At 51.6% G+C, this 20,968-nt stretch carries 14 protein-coding genes; 6 read left to right on the top strand and 8 right to left on the bottom strand.

Annotation, left to right across the window (positions count from 1 at the left end):
* Nucleotides 1-11: 11 nt before the first annotated feature.
* Complete coding sequence (locus ACO0LL_RS14485; protein WP_422951558.1) at nucleotides 12-620, top strand: hypothetical protein; 609 nt, start codon at nucleotides 12-14, stop codon at nucleotides 618-620.
* A 92-nt stretch (nucleotides 621-712) separates the two neighbouring features.
* Here ACO0LL_RS14485 and ACO0LL_RS14480 read toward each other — a convergent pair whose 3' ends face one another.
* Both ACO0LL_RS14480 and ACO0LL_RS14475 read right to left on the bottom strand, forming a co-directional pair.
* Nucleotides 713-1,372, bottom strand: a complete 660-nt coding sequence (locus ACO0LL_RS14480; RefSeq protein WP_422951557.1) for a glutathione S-transferase family protein — start codon at nucleotides 1,370-1,372, stop codon at nucleotides 713-715.
* Nucleotides 1,373-1,781: 409 nt separating this feature from the next.
* On the bottom strand, nucleotides 1,782-2,411 hold the full coding sequence (locus tag ACO0LL_RS14475; RefSeq protein ID WP_422951556.1) for a hypothetical protein: 630 nt from the start codon (nucleotides 2,409-2,411) through the stop codon (nucleotides 1,782-1,784).
* Between the two features lie 325 nt (nucleotides 2,412-2,736).
* Here ACO0LL_RS14475 and ACO0LL_RS14470 point away from each other — a divergent pair, with 325 nt between their 5' ends.
* Nucleotides 2,737-4,770, top strand: coding sequence for a di-heme-cytochrome C peroxidase (locus tag ACO0LL_RS14470; RefSeq protein ID WP_422951555.1), 2,034 nt, complete (start codon nucleotides 2,737-2,739; stop codon nucleotides 4,768-4,770).
* A 15-nt stretch (nucleotides 4,771-4,785) separates the two neighbouring features.
* Here ACO0LL_RS14470 and ACO0LL_RS14465 read toward each other — a convergent pair whose 3' ends face one another.
* The 4 genes from ACO0LL_RS14465 to ACO0LL_RS14450 all read right to left on the bottom strand — a co-directional run bounded on the left by ACO0LL_RS14465 (nucleotide 4,786) and on the right by ACO0LL_RS14450 (nucleotide 10,237).
* Nucleotides 4,786-5,790 carry a substrate-binding domain-containing protein gene (locus ACO0LL_RS14465; protein ID WP_422951617.1) on the bottom strand — a complete coding sequence of 335 codons (1,005 nt, stop codon included), beginning with the start codon at nucleotides 5,788-5,790 and terminating at the stop codon, nucleotides 4,786-4,788.
* A gap of 86 nt (nucleotides 5,791-5,876) precedes the next feature.
* Nucleotides 5,877-7,133 carry an MFS transporter gene (locus tag ACO0LL_RS14460; protein WP_422951554.1) on the bottom strand — a complete coding sequence of 419 codons (1,257 nt, stop codon included), beginning with the start codon at nucleotides 7,131-7,133 and terminating at the stop codon, nucleotides 5,877-5,879.
* 79 nt (nucleotides 7,134-7,212) lie between these two features.
* Nucleotides 7,213-7,866, bottom strand: a complete 654-nt coding sequence (gene pgmB, locus ACO0LL_RS14455; RefSeq protein ID WP_422951553.1) for a beta-phosphoglucomutase — start codon at nucleotides 7,864-7,866, stop codon at nucleotides 7,213-7,215.
* Nucleotides 7,859-10,237, bottom strand: a complete 2,379-nt coding sequence (locus ACO0LL_RS14450; RefSeq protein ID WP_422951552.1) for a glycoside hydrolase family 65 protein — start codon at nucleotides 10,235-10,237, stop codon at nucleotides 7,859-7,861. Before ACO0LL_RS14450 ends, pgmB begins: the two co-directional genes overlap by 8 nt.
* A gap of 753 nt (nucleotides 10,238-10,990) precedes the next feature.
* On the opposite strand from ACO0LL_RS14450, the gene ACO0LL_RS14445 reads away from it, so the two are divergent.
* From ACO0LL_RS14445 to ACO0LL_RS14430, 4 genes are all read left to right on the top strand, one after another.
* Entirely contained in the window at nucleotides 10,991-12,793 is a 1,803-nt protein-coding gene (locus ACO0LL_RS14445; protein ID WP_422951551.1) for an IucA/IucC family protein, read from the top strand.
* Nucleotides 12,793-13,938, top strand: a complete 1,146-nt coding sequence (locus ACO0LL_RS14440) for an MFS transporter (RefSeq protein ID WP_422951550.1) — start codon at nucleotides 12,793-12,795, stop codon at nucleotides 13,936-13,938. Before ACO0LL_RS14445 ends, ACO0LL_RS14440 begins: the two co-directional genes overlap by 1 nt.
* On the top strand, nucleotides 13,935-15,857 hold the full coding sequence (locus ACO0LL_RS14435; RefSeq protein ID WP_422951549.1) for an IucA/IucC family protein: 1,923 nt from the start codon (nucleotides 13,935-13,937) through the stop codon (nucleotides 15,855-15,857). Before ACO0LL_RS14440 ends, ACO0LL_RS14435 begins: the two co-directional genes overlap by 4 nt.
* 62 nt (nucleotides 15,858-15,919) lie before the next feature.
* Nucleotides 15,920-17,983 (top strand): TonB-dependent receptor, encoded by a 2,064-nt coding sequence (locus ACO0LL_RS14430; protein ID WP_422951548.1) that lies wholly within the window; start codon nucleotides 15,920-15,922, stop codon nucleotides 17,981-17,983.
* 66 nt (nucleotides 17,984-18,049) lie between these two features.
* On the opposite strand, the gene ACO0LL_RS14425 is transcribed toward ACO0LL_RS14430, so the two are convergent.
* Both ACO0LL_RS14425 and ACO0LL_RS14420 read right to left on the bottom strand, forming a co-directional pair.
* Complete coding sequence (locus ACO0LL_RS14425) at nucleotides 18,050-19,207, bottom strand: PepSY-associated TM helix domain-containing protein (protein ID WP_422951547.1); 1,158 nt, start codon at nucleotides 19,205-19,207, stop codon at nucleotides 18,050-18,052.
* A gap of 248 nt (nucleotides 19,208-19,455) precedes the next feature.
* Nucleotides 19,456-20,466 (bottom strand): LacI family DNA-binding transcriptional regulator, encoded by a 1,011-nt coding sequence (locus ACO0LL_RS14420; protein WP_422951546.1) that lies wholly within the window; start codon nucleotides 20,464-20,466, stop codon nucleotides 19,456-19,458.
* Between the last annotated feature and the right edge of the window lie 502 nt (nucleotides 20,467-20,968).

Below are 20,968 nucleotides of genomic sequence, written 5' to 3'. Positions count from 1 at the left end.
CATTATTATCTATGACCATAGAACTCAAATTTTACCTCGCAGCCTGGATCAGCTACTGCATCCTTTGCATCTGGCTATACATGTCTGAGCGCGCTTCCTTTCCTCTGCTAGCGTACAAAGCATTTTTATACGTACCCTGGAAGCTGATTACTTTCAGCATCGCTGCAATTGGGATTACTGTTGTCGCACCTTACACCGCTGACCCGACCTGGGATTATTTTGATGCGGCCATGATGTCAGTACTCACGTTTCTGACAGCACCTTGGGCAACGGGAATGCTCTACCTGGGAATAAGAGGCAAGGCCAGGCTCAGGCATGTGCTGGTCGCAATTGGCTTGTGGATGTTCTCGGCGAGCTGGTGTTATGACTTGTATCTGTTGATCAGAGATGGCCAATACCCGATTACCTGGGAGGCAAATATCTATGCATCCTCGGTGCTTTATTTTAGCGCGGGCTTGCTATGGAATCTGGAATATAGAGCTGGCCGGGGCGTGACATTTTCTTTTCTTGAACCGGGATTTCCAGCCCGCCCACAGCAAACAGGTTTTGCCAGGATCGCCTTGTTTGGCCTGCCTTTCATGATATTGGCTATCTGTTGCATAGGATATTTTCTTATCTAAAGACAAGAAAATCACACGCAAAAAATTCACAACTCTTTCCAGCTTGCAGGTCTTCAAGCGTTCAGGAAAATCAATCCCTCCTTCATCCCACCTCAATCCCTGTCCGGCGCCCCAAGCGGAAATAACTGCCGATAAGGCCTCGCCTCTTCCACTGCCCTGGCGAATGATGGGAGGGAAAGCAAACGGCTGCGGTAGGCGCGCAGTCGTGGATATTTTTCTGCGATCTGCTGGGTCCAGTCTGCATAGAAAAGTGAAGGTGCTGCAGCGCAGTCTGCCAGTGTGAAATTCTCGCCGCTGGCCCATGCGTCGCCTTTGAGGTTATTTTCCAACCATGCATAGGCGAGGTCGAGTTTGCTGGCTGCGTGGGCCAGTCCTTCCTGTCTTTTTACGGTATCGCCAGTGAGTGCTGCACCAACCGCATGCTGGACCGGGGTCATGACGTGCAGGTCGAAATAGCGGTCAAGAAAGCGCACGTCCAGTGCCTGCATGGGATCTGCGGGCAGCAGACGCACTGGACCAGGATGGGCTAGTTGCAAATACTCGATGATGATGCTGGTCTCGACGACATTGCGCTCACCGTCAACCAGCAAGGGGAATTTGCCCAGCGGCCAGCGTTGCAGCCACTCTGCTGTGTAGGCAGGCGTATCTGGCCCTATGCAGCAGAATTCAAAAGGCGTGTCGTTCTCGTACAGCGCGATAAGCACTTTCTGGGTGTAGGACGAGAATGGATGACCGTATAGTGTGAGTGACATGAGCTACGCCTTGAAAAATGTGTGAGTTGATGATGTTCGCGTTGTCCAGGAATTTATCTCGCATGGTAGTCTGCGTATGACCAAGACCACCCCGGCCATACGCAGCAAATACATGCCTGGCCCAATTCTGCGCGTCCACAGGTATTCAATCAAATGCTTCCATCCAGCGGCAAGGCTCATTATTTGCCGACTATATTAAAAATGCAATCACTTGCAGAGTTGAAATGATTAGAAACCGGCTCGCTAAATAAGATCGTGGGTGGCAGATGAAGTCAGGGCGACCATCTCTTGTTCGCAGTGGCAATTCAATCTCAACAATAGTCCGTCCGTTTAAATTTCAGACACAAAAACAATAAGCCACCTCGCGGTGGCTTATTGTCTTCAATACCGGACTTCACTTCTATTGAGCTTAGCCACGCACATAGCGGCTATCAACTGCAAAGGCAGTCGTTGAGCTGCCAATCGCCTGTACAAAGAACAGCTCGCCATTACGTAGCGTGAAACCGCCCTGGGCGCTGCCAGATGAGATTTCTATGGTCTGGGTAATTGTTGTGTCCTTGAAAACAAATTTCCATGTGGTTTTACCATTGACCACGGAAGATGACACGGCACTGCCAACGAAGTTGATCACTGCACCGTTAGCAGTCGCATTGACAAGATCGACCGAAGAGGCGACGGTTTCGCCAGTCAACATTTTGACGGTGGCGTTGGCTTCTGTCCTGATATGTTGTGCCACCACAACCGGCGAGGCATAGGTGCCAGTTGCGACGATAGCCCCTGTACAGTTGGCGTTTTCGTAGAATTCAATTTTTTGTGACATCGACAGCGCCGACCCAGCGCTGGTGGCCGTGATCGTGGTCGTGTCGATTTCATGGTTCTGGCAGCCCTGGTTCCAGACGCCAGCATATTTGCTCAAAGGACCTGTGCTGGTATCAACAGGTGTCACCGTAGCAGGCGTGCTGCCACCTGATCCGCCGCCGCAGGCTGCCAGCAGCATTGCCGTTATTACGCTTAAACCAGCTAATTTAATTTGTTTCATTTTGCATCACTCATTAGTATAAAAATAGATTGTTCGCATTATGACAACTTTCATTACAAATTCGAAAAATAATTGGCCTTTTATTTAAGCTAATCAATAAACCTTTCTTAAAAGCACTGCATCTCACTACGACAACCAGATGCATCAGGTACGCACACCCTTGCCACTCTTAATGGCGTTGTTAAAAATACACAAGCATTTCGACTTGTGCAGCAAGTCTGCAAAAAAGACTTAAAATATGAACATGCAAAAAGAACAATCTTAAATATAAAAAAAACTCAAGCACAGCCATAAACCCCCCGCCTTTATTCAGCCAGGAAAAATCATGAAACTTCCAAAAATAAAATTCAAAATATGGCATGGCTTCTTGCTGCTGATTTTGCTGTTCATCATCCCGCCCCTGATCATCACTTTGTCGCAGCGATGGGAAGTGTCTGACAGTGATCCTGATCGTGGTGCGATGACGGTCAAGCAGGATGTGTTTGGAGACAGTGCAAGCAAGATTGTGTATCTGCAGCAGAACTGGAAGCCTGAGCAGAGCCTGTGGTTTTACACGACGACACAGGGGTCAAATTTGCTGCCTTATGATTTTTTCCTGGTGCTGGAACAAGCTGACAAGCCGGAGTTGTTCCGCAGTGATGAGAACATCAACCGCTACCGTTACCTGCCGCAGAAAAAGACTTCCAGCAATCCTGATGCCTTGCCAGTGGGCTTTGTCAAAGACAATTACCTGAGCAAAAATTTCATGGGCTTTACCTGCGCTGCTTGCCACACCGGACAAATCAATTACAAGGGTACGGGCATGCGTATTGATGGTGGCCCGGCCAGTGCTGACATGGCGGGTTTTCTCAAAGGCCTGACAGAAGCGATGATAGCCGTCAGGGATAAGCCTGAAGTGCAAAAACGCTTTGTGAAGGCCATCATGCAGTTGGGGACATATGGCAGCGAAGCAGATGTGATTGCTGACATCAAGACTTATACCCTGCGCCTGACCAGCTATAACATCATCAACCATAGCCCTGTCGATTATGGTTATGCGCGGCTGGATGCCTTTGGTCGTATCTACAACCGCACGCTTGAGCATTTGCTGAACCGCCAGCAGATAGAAGAAGTACTCGGCAAGGTCTTGACTGAAGATGAAGTGCGTACGGCAATGGCGGGCATAGGGCCGGACATCAGCTCTGCCGACCGCGACAAGATCGTAGAAAGAGTGGCGACCTCGGCCAAGAATATCGTCAAGCTGAGGCAGGAATTATTTATCAAGGCAGATGCACCTGTCAGTTACCCTTTCTTGTGGGACATCGCCCAGCATGATTATGTGCAGTGGAATGGCCTGGGTGGCAATGGTGGCCTGGGTCCATTGGGGCGCAATACGGGTGAAGTCATCGGTGTGTTTGGTTCACTGGATTGGCATGAGGGCAAGCGCTTCTCCATCACTTCATTGCTGACTGGTCAGGGCTGGACCAAGAAGGTGGTTGAGTATGACAGCTCCATCAACACCCAGAACCTGCGCCGCATAGAAAACCAGCTGACTGAATTGCAGTCACCCAAATGGCCGCAAGACATTCTGGGCAAGCTGGATCAGACCCGTATCAAGCGCGGCGAAAAACTGTTTGCCAATTATTGCGTCAGCTGTCATGCAGAGATAGACCGCAGCTCGCCACAACGCCGTGTGGTGGCACATATGTCGAAGCTGGAAGAAGTGGGCACAGACCCGACCATGGCTGACAACAGCATCAAGTACGAAGGCTATTCAGGCATCTTGCGCAATCAGTACGTAGGTGCGGGTGTCGGTGATGTGCTGCTGGATAAAAAAGCCCCTATCGCTGCCCTGCTGACCAAGGCGACTCTGGGTGTGGTAACGACACCGGATGCCGACAAGGGTTTCATACGCCGCTGGTCTGAGTGGTTGCACAATATTTTCCAGGCTTTGTTCAGCAATGAAATCCATGATTCAAACAAGCACGGCAATTACAATCCTGATACCACGATGACGCCCTATTCTTCACTGCAAGCCTACAAGGGGCGTTCGCTGAATGGCATCTGGGCGACCGGGCCTTATCTGCATAATGGTTCTGTACCCACCCTGTATGATTTGCTGTTACCGGCCTGTCAGGCCGAGCAGAAGGATACAGAATGCAGGCCTGAGAAGTTCATGGTGGGCTCACGCGAATTTGATGCAGAAAAGGTCGGCATGAAGAGCACAGGCTATGAAGGTTTTGTCTTTGACACCAGGCTCAATGGCAACCGCAATACAGGTCATGATTATGGCAACAAACCAGCCAAAGGGCCAGGCGACTTGCCTATGCTGACGAAGGAGCAAAGACTGGATTTGCTGGAGTATTTGAAGGATCAGTGATGATCTTCACTGCATTTAAAGTGGGCCGGTGGTTGATCCCGCGATCAGCACCGGCTGCCACAGTACCTGCAAGTCTGCTGCGGGTGTGCCACTCATCAGGGCCAGCAGCATTTCGCTCATCTTGACGCCTGCGGCGCGGGGATCGGGCTGGTCTATGGTGGTGACCTGGTCGCCGACCAGGGTGTCTTCCATGTTGCCCCAGACGATGACGGAGATGTCACGGCCTATCGCAATGCCTGCGTCCATCAGGGCGCGCATAGCACCGACGCCGGAGAGATGGTTATCGACGATGATGGCGCTGGGTCTGGGTGAACAATTCAATAGCTGCTGCACTGCCAGGTAGCCGCTGCGCCTGTCGAGGGCATCCTGTATTAAATAACGGGTATCAATATCGAGACCGGCACTGCTCATGGCTTCGATAAAGCTGGTACGTCGCTGGCGCGCAAAATTCAATTCCAGCGGGGCGCTGATGAGGCTGATGCGCTGGTGGCCAAGTTCCAGCAAGTGTTGCACAGCCAGCCGTATGCCATTTGCATTGTCATAGTCAAACCAGGCATAGGGCTTGTCGGTCTGGGTGCGGCCGTGGGCTATGAATGGGAAGCCTTGCCTGGACAAATATGCGATACGCGGATCTTGCACCATGGTGCGGCTGACAATAAGACCATCGACACGGCGGCCTTTGACCATTTGCTCATACGAGGGCAATTCATTGCCGGGCGAAACAGGCGCAATCATCAGGTTCATCTTGCGCGCTTCCAGCGCCTCGGCCATGCCACCAACTACACCCAGGAACATGGGGTCGCCCAAGTCAGATGGTAGCAAGGGGTAGATCAGGCCAAATACATTGGTGCGGCCCACGGCCAGGCTGCGCGCCATGGGGTTGGCTTCATAACCATGCTGCTCTGCTGCTGCCAATACTTTTTTGCGCGTCTGCTCACCAACTTCAGGGTAGCCGTTCAAGGCACGACTTACCGTGGTCTTGGACATACCCAGGCTGGCAGCAAGCTCCTTTAAAGTAATCGACATAGGGCAAATGGTAAAGATGGATTAAGTTAGAAATAAGCTGGGATTATATACTTGTGCAGGCGCACTCGGTTCGTCCATGATTAGTCCAATCGCTCAATCGCCCGCTTGAAGAAAAACAGCGTCAGCAAGATGACACTCAAGGGCAGCAAGGACAGATAGAACGCCGTTTGCCCATTCATCGCGCCGAACACATACCCGGTAATCATGGAACCGCTGGTACCACCCAAAGCAGAAAACAAGACCAGCAAACCCGTCATGGCGGCATGCTGGTTGGTCGGCAGAGAACTCAGCATGACAGAATTAATGCCAGGATAAATCGGTGCCATGAACAAGCCAATCAAGGGGAAGATGAAGGCCGCCAGCGGCGCATTGCTCCAGCGCAGATCAGGGTTGGCGACGATATTATGCGTCAATGGCAGCGTCAGCAAGACCAGCGCCGCCATGCTGATGAGGCAGATATTCAATACCAGATACCAGTTCAACTTGCGCATGACAGCACCTGCCCCGAGCCTGCCTATCGCCAGGCAAGCCGCAAAGATACTGGTGGCCTGCACACTCATATCTACTGGCATTTTGAGGATTTCATTATTGAAGGTCGGCAGCCAGGTGCCTATGCCCTGTTCCAGCAGTACGTATAAAAACGCCGAAATTATATAAACACAGACGAGGGGACGCGCCATCAGTTTAAGCATATCGGCAAAATCGGTAAGCAGGCTGCTGTTGCTGACTGTCAGCTTTGCTTCAAATTCGGTGAAATTGGTTGTGGCAACCAGCAGGAAGGTCACAGCACACAAGGCTGCCAGCAACCAATAGACATGCAGCCAGACTGGCGAGGCGGGATCATTGGCATCGATAAAATAGCCAAATATCCAGTAACCACTGAGCACGCCGACCATGAAAAATCCTTCCAGCGTATTCATGAGGCTGGCATGCTGCTTGCGGTCCGCACTGATCAAACCTATGGTCGCATAGACGGATACCTTAATGAGGGCAAAGGCGACACCCACACTGAGGAACAAGAGCTTGGTCATCAGGAAGCCCGGCAACAAGGGTATGGTTGCCGTGCTTACTGTCACTATCGCCATGCCAGTGAGCATTGCATATTTATAACCCAGACGCGGCAGGAAAGACGCCACGCAAAATGAGACTATGCTGATGGGGATATCCTTGAAAGCCTCCAGCACACTGGCAGCAGATTTGCTGACGCCATAAGTCTTGATGACTTGCAGTATCACCGTACCCACGCTGTTGAGCAGGATGGCGAATACAAAATACAGCAGGAATAGCGCAAAAATAATGCGCCGCCTGCTGGCTGGCTGCGGGTGTTGCTCGGTCATGTTGTCTCCTGCCTTTTTTATTTTTACTGCTTATTTTGTGCTACTTATTTTTATGTATTACTTTTTACTACTTTACTGCCTACTTCAAATAATCCTGCAAACTGAATTGATGCAAACCTGCGATGACGACATCTGCCTCGGTCAATACTACCGGGCTGCCTATACCTAACGCAAACATGCTCGCAGATTTGATGGCGCGTATGCCTGCGATGGAATCTTCGATTCCAAAACACTCGTCAGAAGTCAAATCCAGCCCTGCTGCTGCGGTCAGGAAAATTTCTGGGTCCGGTTTGCTATTTTTTATTTTTGCGGCATCAACAACGACATCAAACTGATCTGCAATGCCCAGCCTCTCAATTACCGCCTGGGCATTTTTGCTGACCGATGCCAAGGCTGTTTTTAAACCTGCAGCGCGTATCTGTTGCAAGGACTCAGCCGCCCCGGGCAATAAATCAGCGGGGCTCAACTGCGCAATCAGGCTCTGGTAATGCAGGTTTTTTTGATCTGCCAGCGCCAGTTTATCTGCATCGCTAAAGTTTTTGCCAGATGCAGCCAGGATCAGGTTCAGCGAACCCATTCTGTCCACACCTTTTAATTGTTCATTGAAGGATTCATCAAAATTCGCACCTACGCTTTCAGCCAGGTTTTTCCAGGCCAGATAGTGATAATGTGCAGTGTCTGTCAGCACGCCGTCCAGATCAAAAATCACGCCGCGATATTCATATTTACGCATGAGCCAGCTCCGGTTGATGCAAAGGTACGCGGCATGTGGCTTGTTGCTCAGTGACTTGCAGGCTTTGCCCTCTGTGCTGGAATTGCAATGCCGTGCCGCGCATGAGACGGTATTCGACATGGGTTTGGCTCACGGTGATCTCCAGCAATTGCCCGTGGAAATGCACGCGGAACTGGTAGTCTTGCCATTGCTTAGGCAAAACCGGTGCAAAACTCAGTTGCCCCTTGTTGACACGCATACCCGCAAAGCCATAAGCAATACCCAGCCAGGTGCCGCCCATGGCTGCCGTGTGCACACCATAATGGGTATTGCCATGGGTATTATCCAGATCCAGCCTGGCTGTTTGCATGAAGTAGTCATAAGCCTTGTCCTGATAACCGACTTCTGCTGCGATAATGCTAAAGATGCAGGTAGATAGGGATGAGTCATGGGTCGTGACCTTCTCATAAAAATCAAAGTCACGGCGCTTGTCATCAAGGCTGAACTGATCGCTGAGCAAGAGCAAGGCCAGCACTACATCTGCCTGTTTGCAAACCTGGTGGCGATAGATAACCAGCGGGTGGTAATTCAACAGTAGGGGATAATTTTCTTTGGGTGTATTGGCAAAATCCCAGACCTTTTTATTGAGAAAGCTGTCGTCCTGCTCATGAATACCGCGCTCTTTGTTGTAGGGTAAAGCCATTAGATCGGCGGCGCGTTGCCATGCGTTTGCTTCATCTGCTTGCAGATGGATTTTTGCTGCAAGTTCAGCAAATTTTTCTGCGTGTTCTGTCGGTAATTGATTGACGATATCAGCAGCAAAACGCAAATGCATTTGCGCCATCGCATTGGTGTAATAGTTGTTGTTGACTTGTGCCGTGTATTCGTCGGGACCAGTCACTTCATTGATGCAAAATGATTCTGCATCTTGTCCTGAGAGACGGGTGTAATTGCCCAGGCCTATCCACAAGCGTGCAGTTTCCAGCACGATTTCTGCCCCTTGTGTGAGCAAGAAATCCATGTCTGCCGTTGCTTCCATATACAACTTGATGGAGTAGGCAATGTCAGCATTGATATGGTATTGCGCTGTGCCTGCGGGGAAGTAGGCTGAGCATTCTTCCCCATCTATGGTGCGCCATGGGTAGAGTGCACCGCTGGTGTGCGACATCTGACGCGCACGCTCTCTCGCTTGTGGCAGGTATTGATAGCGGTATTCAAGCAGCTTTCTGGCGATCTCTGGTTTGTTGTAGAGGAAGAAGGGGAAAATATAAATTTCTGTATCCCAGAAATAATGGCCCTCATAGCCTTCACCGGTCAGGCCCTTGGCAGCAATATTGGTCTTGCCGTCACGCCCTACCGATTGCAGCAAATGGAACATATTGAAGCGTATGCCCTGCTGCAAAGCGGCGTCACCACTGATGTGCACATCGGCCTGCGCCCAGAAGTCATCCAGATAAGCTCTTTGGCCAGCTGCCAGTTGTGCAAAACCTTGTTCAAGCACCTTGCCCAGTGCCTTCTGGCTGAGTGAGAGCAAAGATGCAGCAGGATAATCACGAGATGAAAAATAGCTGCAAAATTTATCCAGCTTTATTATCCGCCCTTGTACTGCCCGGATGGTAAATTGCTGCTCCAGTTTGTCATCGCTCTGCTGCAAGCTGCTGGTGTAGACACTCTCAGTTTGCAAATGATTTTGCATCGCAGTTGCCAGGCTCAGGCCGCTATTGTGGGTGCGGTGCAGTAAGGCAGAGAAATCATTTTCCTGCATCACTTCAAGTTTGTGCAGCACAGGGCCACTGATGGCGGAACCTACACGCGGGTCATCACCCGCCGTAATATTTTTTACTGCAGCATCAATCCCAGAAACCAGTTTGATCTCGCCAGAAAAATTCAGAGGCGTGACTTCATACGAAATCGCATACACATGCTTGTTGTCAAAGCTGACCAGGCGCTGGCTATGCAGGCGTATGCTGCGCCCCTGATCAGATGTCCATTGCAGGGTGCGCGTCAGCAAGCCAGTGCGAAAATCCAGATGACGCTGGTAGCTGTCTACCCTGCCCTGCTGCAAATCGAAAGTCTCATCTTCCAGCATCAAAGTCAGGCATTTGGCATTTGGCACATTCAGCATGAATTGATTGGTGCGCGCCAGGCCATAGGCATTTTCTGGATACTGTATGGCTTCGGATTCATAAAAGCCGTTGAGGTAACTGCCGTTCAGCGAGTCTGCCGCAGTTCTTTGATTGCCTTCTTCTGCCGTGCCGCGCAAGCCTATGTAGCCATTTCCCAGGGCGAAAAGGGTTTCGCTGAGCAGGTGATGCCCGTCATCAAGCTGATTTTCAGTAATCCCCCAGCCTTCCAGCGGAAATTGATGTTGCAAGGCATCGCTTGTTTGCACGGTGTCGTCCTTCATTTTTATTCTTGATCTTGAATATTGCGTTTAATTTTGATGAGTTTGATATTAATAAATTTATTCAAACCGGTTTGACATCTAAATTAATTCTATTTAAACCGGTTTTAAAAGTCAACAAACTAAATTTTTATTTTTGAAGCAAGACTAGCCCGGGTATAAAAGCTCCCTTGGAGATAGCTACCCGGAGGTGTTTATCCAGTGATCAGTTTATCGATGCGAAATAGGGGCATGTAAAGCAAGCTGCCCTCTGTTACGGTGAGCAAAACCGGCATCGCTCTCAGAAAATTGCCCCTAAGTTTTCTAGGTTATTTATTAAATAACTCGCAAATGACAACGATTCTCATTTATAATGATTTCACTTTAGCAATTTCACACCCTCTGAAGCGCCAGCCCCCAGCTACACACGTACGCCAGCATCCCTACGTGGGCAAGTGAAAAAACCATGCGTTATATTCGCGGGGAAATCATGTCCATCCTTATTTCATATTCGTCTCCATCTTCATATTCGTCTCCATCTTCATATTCGTCTCCATCTTCATATTCGTCTCCATCGTCATATCCATTGCCGCAGTCGTCCGTCATCGCTTCTGTCCTGAAAAATATTCTTATGACGCAGCACTACGACAGCCCCGGCTAAGCGTCAGCCCATAAGCGCTTTTCATTTCACATCTTGCAGCAAGCTGTGATTGCCCCGGCAATCGCAAGGGATTTGCTCACCCTCATTTTTGGAAAAACAATATGGACAGCAACAATCAAATTCCGGCGACTGGCAATAAGTCATTTTATGCAGCAGCGGCCGAACGCACACTGCGCCAGTTTATCGATGCATTTTGGTTTGAAGGAGCCCTGGATGGGCATCTGGAACGACAGACTGATGGCAAGGCTGATTTGTATTTACGCGGTAGCAATGAACAGGGCCAGGCGATTGAATACCGGATAGCTGCACATCCGGCAAATAGCTTTGGGCGCAACCGTTTTCACGGCCCAGTATGCGAAGTCAGCAGTGGGATGAGCACCACTGATATTGCCACCGTTGCAGGCAATTTGTTGAGATCACACGCGGCGCAGAATGGCCCACGCTTCATCAATGAATTAATTCATACTGCAGCCAAACAGGCCTGCTCATTGCAAGCCAGGGCACTGGCAGCAAAGGGCCCTGCCGCACTTGACTTGCCGTATGCCTGGCAAGAAGCGCAATTGGGTGACGGCCATCTGTACCATCCTTGCTATCGCTCGCGCATAGGTTTTAACCTGGCCGACCATCAGCGTTATGGGCCAGAATTTGCACAGGCCTTTGGCCTGGTCTGGCTGGGACTGGACAAGCAACTGGCTGATATCCATGGCTTGCCCGGTGTTGACTACATCGAGTTTTTGCAAACGGAAATTGGCGCGGCAGAAGTGCTGCGTTTGCAGCAGGCCATCACACTCTCAGGTAAGGAGGCAGACCATTATTATTTGCTGCCCACCCATCCCTGGCACTGGCATCAGTGTCTGCAAATCCAGTATGCCGACTGGCTGGCAGATGGCCACCTGCTCTATCTTGGCATGGGTGAAACGGTATGGCTGGCACAGCAATCAATACGCTCACTGACATCTCTTGCCAGCCATAACAATCACAACCTGAAGCTGCCGCTCGCCATCGCCAACAGTTCGGCAGACCGCATACTGTCTGATCACCATGTTCATAATGCGCCGCTGATATCGCAATGGCTGGAAAGTTTGTGTAGTGCAGATATTTTTTTACAGCAGCACTGCAGGCTGGCTGTTCTGGCAGAACCCATGGGCATCACCCTGGCACCTGCGGCGTCACGTCAGGACAGATATGGTTTGCTGGGCGCGATCTGGAGGCAGTCGCCTACCGCCATACTCAGGCAAGGCGAGCAGGTACTCCCGTGCACTGCCTTGACTACGCTCGATGATCAGCAGCAACTGAATATTTCCATCTGGTTGCAACAACATGGCACTGAAACCTGGATCAAGGCGCTATTGCACGCCATGCTGCCACCGTTTATCCATCTGATGCTGGCGCATGGTGTTTTGCTGGAAGCGCACGCACAAAATACCTTGCTCATCGTCAAGGATGGCTTGCCTGCCGGGGTAGCCATCCGTGACTTGCCAGGTGGCCTGCATTACATCGCCGGGCAAACTACCAACGAAGCTCACTTGCAGAATTTACGCCAGGCGCCGGCACACCGCAATGCAGCCAATGCCAGCAACGGTTTTGCCATGGACACGACAGAAGAAGCCAGGGATTACCTGCTTGAAGTGCTCTTGTTTATCCATCTGTCTGAACTGGCACACAGATTGGATAAGCATCACGGCTTTGAGGAAAGCCGCTTCTGGCAACTCGCTGCGCAAACCGTGCTTGATTATCAGGCGCAAGTGTCGCAATTGTCTGCACGTTTCCAGCAATTCAATTTGTTTGCACCAGAACTGCAAATGGAAAAACTGGCGAGCAGGCGTCTTTCTGCCGCCAGTGCGCAAGCTTTTCATACTGTCCCTAACCCCCTGCATCAATTCATGCAGTCGCAGGGTGCGTGATGCGGCAAACCATTTTCATCACGGTACTGGGGCATTTTGGTGCCGCCTTTGCTGCGCTGTGCATGCCACCATTTTATGCGCATATATTGCAGCAGAATTTTTCCAGTCAGGCCCTGGTCATGGCAGGCTGGTACTTTACCCTGCCTACGCTGGCGGCGGCGATCTCCAACCCTTTGTGGGGCAAGCTGGCTGACCGCATAGGCATACGCGCTTCACTGATACGTGCACACTGGGGTTTGTGCTTGAGTTTTATCATCACAGGCATGGCGCGTACTCCCTGGGAATTTGCCTTTGGCCTGACTTTGCAAGGTTTGCTGGGCGGCACCTTTGCGGCATCAAATGCTTTTCTGGCTTCTTTCCTGCCTGGCAAGCGCCTCGCTACATTGCTAAGTGTCATGCAAGGCTCGGCCCGTACCGCGCTGTTCGCAGGGCCTGCCATCATAGGCCTGTTCAGCGACGGCCAAAATCTGCTGCATATCTTTTTTTATCTGGCCATATTCCCTGGTCTGGCGGGGTTGATACTCTATCTGTTGCCAGCAAAAACCAGTACACCTGCCGCGCATACCGTAACAGACAACACTGGTACAGCACCTGCCGGGGCTGGCGCACTGAGTGCCAGCAGTCTGTACCGCTACCAGGCGCTATTCACCATCGGCACGGTACTGACCTATCCGTATTTTGTCATTGACCTGGCACAACGCCTGAATATGTCTGCGGCCTGGGCAGGTGCCCTGTTTGGCTTGCCGCATGCACTGTTTCTGGTGCTGGCCTGGCCTATCGGTCGCCATGTCAATTTTTCTAATGCACAGACTGCACTGGCGCGTTTCTCTGCGCTGACCTGCGCTGGATTGTTATTGCAGGTGCTGGCCAATAATCTGTCCCTGCTGGCCACGGGCCGGATACTCATGGGCGTAGGAATGACCGGCGCTTATCTGGCCATCAATGCTCTGGCGGCATCCACGACCAGAAAAGCCAGTGCCGGCCAGCATTTTGGCAAGCTGGAAGGCGCAAATAAATGGGGCGCTGTTCTGGCAGGAATTCTCGCAAGCGGTCTGGCTACTTCAATGAGTTATACCGCTCCCATCTGGTTGGCTTGTGCGCTGTTGGCCGGCCTCTCCATTTTTATAGAAAGTAAACGCTTATGAACGCTAGCTTACCGCGGTTCGCCTGGAACCATGCGCCTGACACTCTGCCCTTACTCCATCTGCCGTCTTTGCCGCGTGCTTTGCCACATCCCAGGCAGGCAGCCAACAATGCTGTCCCTGTCGAGGCCAGCGAATACGCCCAGTTACAACATGCGCGCGTCCTGCTGAACTGCTATGCGCGCGAAGTCGCCATGCAGGAACATAAGCTCGCCGTCCGTTCCATCGCCCATACCAGATTGCCGCCTGCAGCACTGCGACAGTATCAGGGCCAGGTGCTGGACATACAGTTACCGCGCATGCAAAGCCGTTTTTGCGTGGGGGTACAACATGTCTCAGTCACCGGCAATTATGATTACATCACCGACATCTATCTGCAAGACCATCAACAGACCTGGTCAGTCGCTAGTTGGCGCGAGATTGCCCAGCTCATCGTCGCTGACCTGTCGCTGCGCGAAGGCACTGACTTTAATGCCGACCTGCTGCAACAAATCGAGGAAAGCATCGCTACCATGCAGCATTTGCTGGAGGCGCAGCAAGGCAAATTACGTTCTCTCCACACAGACTCAGCTTTACAGCAATACATACGCAGTGAACAGCATTTGCTGACGGGCCACCCTTTCCACCCTACACCCAAGAGCCGTTCAGGCTGGACAAGAACAGAAGAAAAAAACTATTCGCCAGAACATGGCGCACAGCTGCAATTACGCTATTTCCAGATCCCGCGCAACTGGATCATCAGCGACAGCCTGGATGGGCAAGACTTGTCCAGTAGTTTGCAACAACTAACTGGGCATGATCTGCAAGCCGATAGCGAATACATCATCGTCCCCCTGCACCCCTGGCAAGCTGACTGGCTCGTGCAGCAGCCCCGCATTCAAGCCGCCATGGCCGCCGGCGAGATACGCGACCTGGGTTGTAGTGGCAAACAGTTTTATCCTACGGCATCCATACGCACTATGCTGGCTGAAGATGGCAGTGCTTTTTTAAAACTGTCGCTGAACCTGCGCATCACCAATTGCATACGCAATAATGCGCGACACGAACTGGCTGCCGCATTGACAGCCAGCCGTCTGTATCGTCCCATGAAGGCAGACATGCTGGCGCTGTTCCCGCATTTTCATGCACTGGAAGAACAGGCTTACCTGAGCGTAGCCTTCCCGGAAGATCAGCAGCAGAGTGACAGGCAACATAAGGAAATCGAAGACGGCTTTGGCCTGGTCTTGCGCGAAGGTCTGGCAAGCCATCTGGCGCAAGGCATCACACCCATGATATGCGCAGCCTTGTTTGGCAACGGCCAGGCGGGTCGCCTGCAGGTGGCTGCATTGATAGAGCGGTTTTCCCACAGACATAGTTTATCCCTGCGCCAGGGCATGCGCCTGTGGTTCAGCCGTTATGCCGAGCTGGCAATTTATCCGGTGTTCTACCTGTTGTTTGAAAAAGGCATCGCCTTTGAACCACATATGCAAAACAGCATCGTCGGGCTCGCAGAAGATGGCACTCCAGTGCGTTTCATTGTCCGTGATCTGGAGCTGACCAGGCTGACACCCAAGGCTCACGAACTGATCAACACCATGCAGCTCGATGAGCATACCCGTAAAGAAATCTGTTGCAGCGACGAAGCGGGCTGGACACGCATAGGCTACTGCCTGCTGGTCAATAATATCTGTGAAGTCATCGCCACGCTGGCGAATGGCAATCATGAACTCTATCTCGAATTATGGGCTTGCCTGCGCAATACCCTGCAAAGTTATCTTGCCAACTTCCCAAACCCGGAGGCGGCACGCCGCATACAGGGCTTGCTGTCCGGCGAGCCCCTGCCCGTCAAGGGTAATTTGCTGATCCGTTTTTTAAAGCAGGCTGACCGCAAGGCTGCCTATCTGCCGCTATATCACCCGCTGGGTGTAGTCAATGAAGCTTAGCGATTCGTGACGTGGTCACCACTCTGTATCCATTTTTTTCAACTCCAAATGATGTATTAATTATGCACGTAAAACCTTTTTCACTGATACTCCCGGCCTTGCTAGGTCAGGCTTATAGCCATGCAGTGATGGCGCAAAGCACGACACAAAATGACTTGCCGTTAATTGAAGTCAAGGCTCAGTCCAGGCCAGCAGCTAGCCGGGTAAGCGGTGCCAGCAAAACCAATGGCATTTTGCTTGAAACCCCGCAATCGATATCCGTCGTCAATAATGAAGACTTGCGCGACCGTGCCGTCAACAGTAGCAAGGACGCACTGGCCTATACGCCCGGCATTATCGCCGGGCAAGGCGAAGGCCGCCGTGATGAATTTTATATACGTGGTTTTTACTCCCCACGGGAAACCCTGCTCGATGGCATGCGTGACGACAGCCTGTATTTTCGCGATCTTGCCACCACCGACAAACTCGAAGTCATCAAGGGTGCCACGGCAGCTTTATATGGCCGTGGCGCAGCCGGGGGCCTGATCAACCGCCTTACCAAAAAACCGCAGGCCAAACAGGACAATGAAATTTCACTGGCGCTGGGTTCGAACAGCCAGCGCAGGCTCAGTGTCGATGCAGGTGGTGCCTTGAGTAATGAGCTCAATGCCCGCCTGATTGCAGCCTATGATGCGGGTGATAGTTACCGCAATATTGTTGATCATAAGCGCACGCTGCTGGCCCCATCGCTGTCATGGAATATCAGCCCGCAAACCAGCTTGCTGCTGCAGACGGAAATACAGCGCGAAGACCACACGCCTGACCGTGGCATACCATCGCTGAATGGACGTGCCGTGGCGGTTGATGCCAGCACTTTTTATGGTGAAAAATTTGACTTCACCAAAACCAATAGTGATCTTTTTAAAGCCAGGCTGGAACATAAATTCAATCAGCAACTTCGCCTGATCAACAACCTGCAATACAGCCAGACTGATCTCGATGGCGTCAACACGCGCAACCGGCGTGTGAATGCTGACAATACCGTATCACGCCAGATTACCTACTTCCCCATACAGCAAAAAAATCTGGTCAACCAGACTGAACTGACGTACGCCATAGGCAACCACCTGTTGCTGGCTGGCCTGGAGTTATCCCAACAAAAACGCGATTCCCTGGTCAGGCAAACTGGCACGGCTTACCCTGTGGATTTATACCGTCCCCAGCAATTGCTGACAGCACCTGACTTCAGGGCTTTGCCTGTGGCCATAGACAGCCGCTTCAATGCCGATACCACGGCCCTGTACCTGCAGGATCAGATTGTCTTGACGAATGAATGGGACATACTGCTTGGTGGCCGTTTTGACCAGTTCAAACAAAAACAAACCAACAGGCTGCTCAACAATGCCGTCAGCGAGCGCACCGATAACCTGTTCTCACCACGCATGGGACTGGTGTATAAAATCACGCCGCAACAGTCTGCCTATGCCACTATCAGTCGCTCACATCAGCCTGCCGGTGGTGACTTGCTTTACACCGGCAGCAATCCCTTGAGCCAGGTCAAGCCTCTGAAAACTGACTTGCAGGAAATCGGTTTTAAGCAAGAGTGGCTGGATAAACGCCTGTACACCAGCGTCGCCTTGTTCAGGGTGGAGCAAAGCAATCAATTGACTGCTGATCCAACTGACCTGACAGGTTTGCGTCAGTTGCAAATTGGCCGTCAGCGCAACCAGGGGCTGGAGCTTGAACTGCAGGGACAACTTTTCAGCGCTACCCAGGTCAATGCCAGCTACACCTATAACGATGCCAAGATAGTCGCATCGAATGATATACGCATAGGCAACCGTGCAGAAATGACGCCATCCCACAATGCCAGTCTGTGGTTAAAACAAGGTTTCAACAAGAACTGGAGTGCCGGTGCAGGCATCATTGCCCATAGCGAGCAGTATGCCCTGACTGACAATACGGTACGTCTGCCAGGCTACGCCCGTGTCGATCTGGCACTGACTTATATGCAGGCCCGTTATGACATTACCCTGAAACTCAATAACCTCGGCAATACCCGCTACATGGAGTCAGCCAACAACAATGTGCAGATACAGCCGGGTGCACCGTTCAATGCCTATCTGGTGTTGAATACACGCTTCTAAGTGCGAGGGACTTGAACACAGCTCCATAGCAAGGTAAGCCGGATACATCGCGCATCCGGCTTTTTTTTATTTGCTCTTGCGCTTGCGCCACATGCGCCAGCCCGTCAGCATCAACACCAGCGGAACCAGGCCAAAGCAAGAAATGAATATCCGGCCCGGCATGCCAAAAGCGATGCCGCTATGCAGAGGAAACAGCCAGGCCAGAAAGCGGTCGCCAGCCTGCCCCTGTAGCGGATCGGCAACCCTGATGATATGGCCACTGCCAGCATCTACACTAACCCTGCTGGCACCATCGCCGCTATGCATTTCCTGGGGCTGGTGCAGACGGATTTCATACACGGCAGCAGAAGCCGATGGCAAACCCAGGCGAGAAATTCTGGCATGCGGGAATACGCCTTGTGCTATCAGCATGGCTTGTACGGCAGTGATGTGCTGACCGGGAAGCACATGTGCATCCCCCGGCTTGCGTGTCTGTGTGACTGGCAATACTTTGCCTATGACGGGCAATATCCATTGTGGCTGATTGAAGTAGGCTCCAGAAAATCCGAGCAACAGGAGCACAGGCAAGGCAAAAAATCCCAGCATGCGGTGCAGGCGAAAATTGATGGCCGCCGGGGTTGCAGACAGATTGACTGTCAGTGCCTGTCGCAAGGCTTTCCAGTTAGGCCTGGGCAGCCATAAAAACAGGCCAATAAACGACATCAGCACGAGCATGATGCCGCTGACTGCGATCAAGGTCTTGCCGGTCTCACCCAACAAGACATAGCGGTGCAAGTGATACAGGCTTGGCATGAGCAAACTCCCTGAAATGCCGTATTGCCCCCAGTTACGCTCGCCTTTCACTTCCAGCGTGGCCGGATCAAGCATGACCTGGCGTGACCAGTCCTGGCTAAACGCAGACTTGCCCGTAGCTGGTCTGGCAGGATACCAGACGGTAATGACATCTGCCGTAGTGGTAGGCAGCATCAATTGCCTGGGCTTGCCATAAGCGGGATTGGCCGTCAGGCTATCCAGCGCAGCCTGTACCATTTCTGGTTTGATCGGTTCAGCAGTATGAGTTTGATGTGCAGTGCTGAACAGGCCAGGATTGAGTACATGATCAAGCTCATGCATCCAGCAGATGATGCTGCCAGTGAGCCCCAATAGCACGAATACACTGCCAAACGTGAGTGCCAGCCACAAATGCAAACGCAGCAATACCGTGCGCACTGACTTAGGCAACATAAGCAGTCCTGAAATAGCGACCATTTGAGATCCTGTGAAACTGGGGATTGCAGATAAACATCGTGAATATCCAGGCTGAAAAAAAATGGCTGGCTATTCTTGGGGAAACAGGAAAATGCTGGCTGTAGTGGGGGCTGCTTATTGAATGGCACCAGATAGCAGCGCTGCCATTATCTTATCTAAAACAGCTACACAGATCAATGACAGTTACGGGCTAACAGTGGTGAAGCGACTAAACCTCATCGGCTTCACGTCTGCCTGACCACCAGCATAGTCTGCAAAACCTCAGACTCCACGGCTTCTTCATTGATGAGGCCAAGGATTTTCTTGGCGAGCAGGATGCCGCCGTCGCGCAAGTATTGGTGGACGCTGGTCAGTGCCGGGATAAAGCTGGCAGCACCTGGGGTGTCGTCATAGCCGATGACAGATACCTGGCCGGGCACGGTCATGTCTGCTTCGGTAATTGCACGTATCGCGCCCATGGCCAGCAAGTCGCTGGCGGCAAATACGGCGTCGAAAGTTTTGTCTTTTTTATCCAGGTAGGTAGACATGCAGTCAAACCCTGCTTCAAAGGTAAATGCCTTGGGGCGCAGGATGGTGACTGCGTGCTGCTGGTCACCCAGCGCTTCCATAAAACCGGCGCAACGTTCCTGCACTTCGGCATGATCGATGTCGCCTATGAACAAGAGCTTGCGCCGTCCTTGCTGGATAAAGCGTTCAGCCACGCTGGCACCGCCCTTGCGGTTATCACTGCCGACGACGATTCCTGGTTGATTGGCATCTGGTGCGCCCCAGATCACCAGTGGCAAGCCCGAACGTTGCAAGCGGTGTACGGCTTCACCGTGAGAACCTTGTCCCAGCAAGATCATGCCATCAGCCCCTTGTACGGGTGGCGTGTCGATGAGCTGCATGGAAGTCAGCACCACGCTATAACCTGCGGTCGTCAACTCTTGCGTGATGCCGCCCAATAATTCCAGCGGATAAGGGTCAGACATGGGCCTGTCATTGGCTGGTGTCATTTCCACTACAACGGCGACAGAATGGCTGCGGCCCAAACGCAAATTGCGGGCGCTGACGTTGAAACGATAGCCTTGCTCTTCTGCAATCTTGCGGATTTTTTCACGCGTCTCTACCGTCACTAGCGGGCTGTTACGCAGGGCACGCGACACCGTAATGGTCGAAACCCCGGCAATGGCTGCCAGGTGTTCCATCGTTACCCCGGATTCGGGATGAGGTGTGCTGCGTTTTTTTGCCGACATGCAAAGACCTTATTAACAATTGCCAGATGTAGAAATTTCGGGTGCGGTGATTTCAGCTTCGGGCAAACTCAGCACTATGTCTGGCTTAGCCCCTGTGAAACTGATTATTTCCCGCGCATTATGACAGAGCTTGTTTGGCTGCGATATATCCACCACCAATGCTGCGCAAAGTGAACACCACCTCCTCCCGTATGGCTGCCGCACAACACAGGGGCAAATCAGGCAAAAACACGTCAGAAATTTTGTGGCTCTCATGCCAGCATCTGTGCAAGCGAGTTTAAGCAAGGTTTCATTTCCCAGAGGAACTATTGTATTTTTAATCAATAAATTTATCTGTGTCGAATAAATGACATCGATAACATTTCAATTGACATCGATAACATTTATTGTTTCAATGAGCTTGTTTTTACATCTCGTCACTTGAGTACCAGGGAAACAGGCCACACAAAAAACCAGGCCAGGCTCATTTAGGAAGTGGCAAGAGGCAACAATGCGTATCATG

It is taken from the genome of Undibacterium sp. TC4M20W (assembly GCF_049340245.1).
In the GTDB taxonomy this organism is placed as follows: Bacteria; Pseudomonadota; Gammaproteobacteria; order Burkholderiales; family Burkholderiaceae_D; genus Undibacterium.
The sequence above is the reverse complement of the archived record's forward strand: the minus strand, read 5'-3'. Positions and strand labels throughout refer to the sequence as shown.

Bases quoted from the DNA above. Each gene is read 5' to 3' on its own strand.
- pgmB (WP_422951553.1), bottom strand. From the start codon at position 7,866: ATGCGTAAATATGAATATCGCGGCGTGATTTTTGATCTGGACGGCGTG.
- ACO0LL_RS14435 (WP_422951549.1), top strand. From the start codon at position 13,935: ATGAACGCTAGCTTACCGCGGTTCGCCTGGAACCATGCGCCTGACACT.
- ACO0LL_RS14480 (WP_422951557.1), bottom strand. From the start codon at position 1,372: ATGTCACTCACACTATACGGTCATCCATTCTCGTCCTACACCCAGAAA.
- ACO0LL_RS14470 (WP_422951555.1), top strand. From the start codon at position 2,737: ATGAAACTTCCAAAAATAAAATTCAAAATATGGCATGGCTTCTTGCTG.
- ACO0LL_RS14460 (WP_422951554.1), bottom strand. From the start codon at position 7,133: ATGACCGAGCAACACCCGCAGCCAGCCAGCAGGCGGCGCATTATTTTT.
- ACO0LL_RS14425 (WP_422951547.1), bottom strand. From the start codon at position 19,207: ATGTTGCCTAAGTCAGTGCGCACGGTATTGCTGCGTTTGCATTTGTGG.
- ACO0LL_RS14430 (WP_422951548.1), top strand. From the start codon at position 15,920: ATGCACGTAAAACCTTTTTCACTGATACTCCCGGCCTTGCTAGGTCAG.
- ACO0LL_RS14440 (WP_422951550.1), top strand. From the start codon at position 12,793: ATGCGGCAAACCATTTTCATCACGGTACTGGGGCATTTTGGTGCCGCC.
- ACO0LL_RS14445 (WP_422951551.1), top strand. From the start codon at position 10,991: ATGGACAGCAACAATCAAATTCCGGCGACTGGCAATAAGTCATTTTAT.
- ACO0LL_RS14475 (WP_422951556.1), bottom strand. From the start codon at position 2,411: ATGAAACAAATTAAATTAGCTGGTTTAAGCGTAATAACGGCAATGCTG.
- ACO0LL_RS14485 (WP_422951558.1), top strand. From the start codon at position 12: ATGACCATAGAACTCAAATTTTACCTCGCAGCCTGGATCAGCTACTGC.
- ACO0LL_RS14420 (WP_422951546.1), bottom strand. From the start codon at position 20,466: ATGTCGGCAAAAAAACGCAGCACACCTCATCCCGAATCCGGGGTAACG.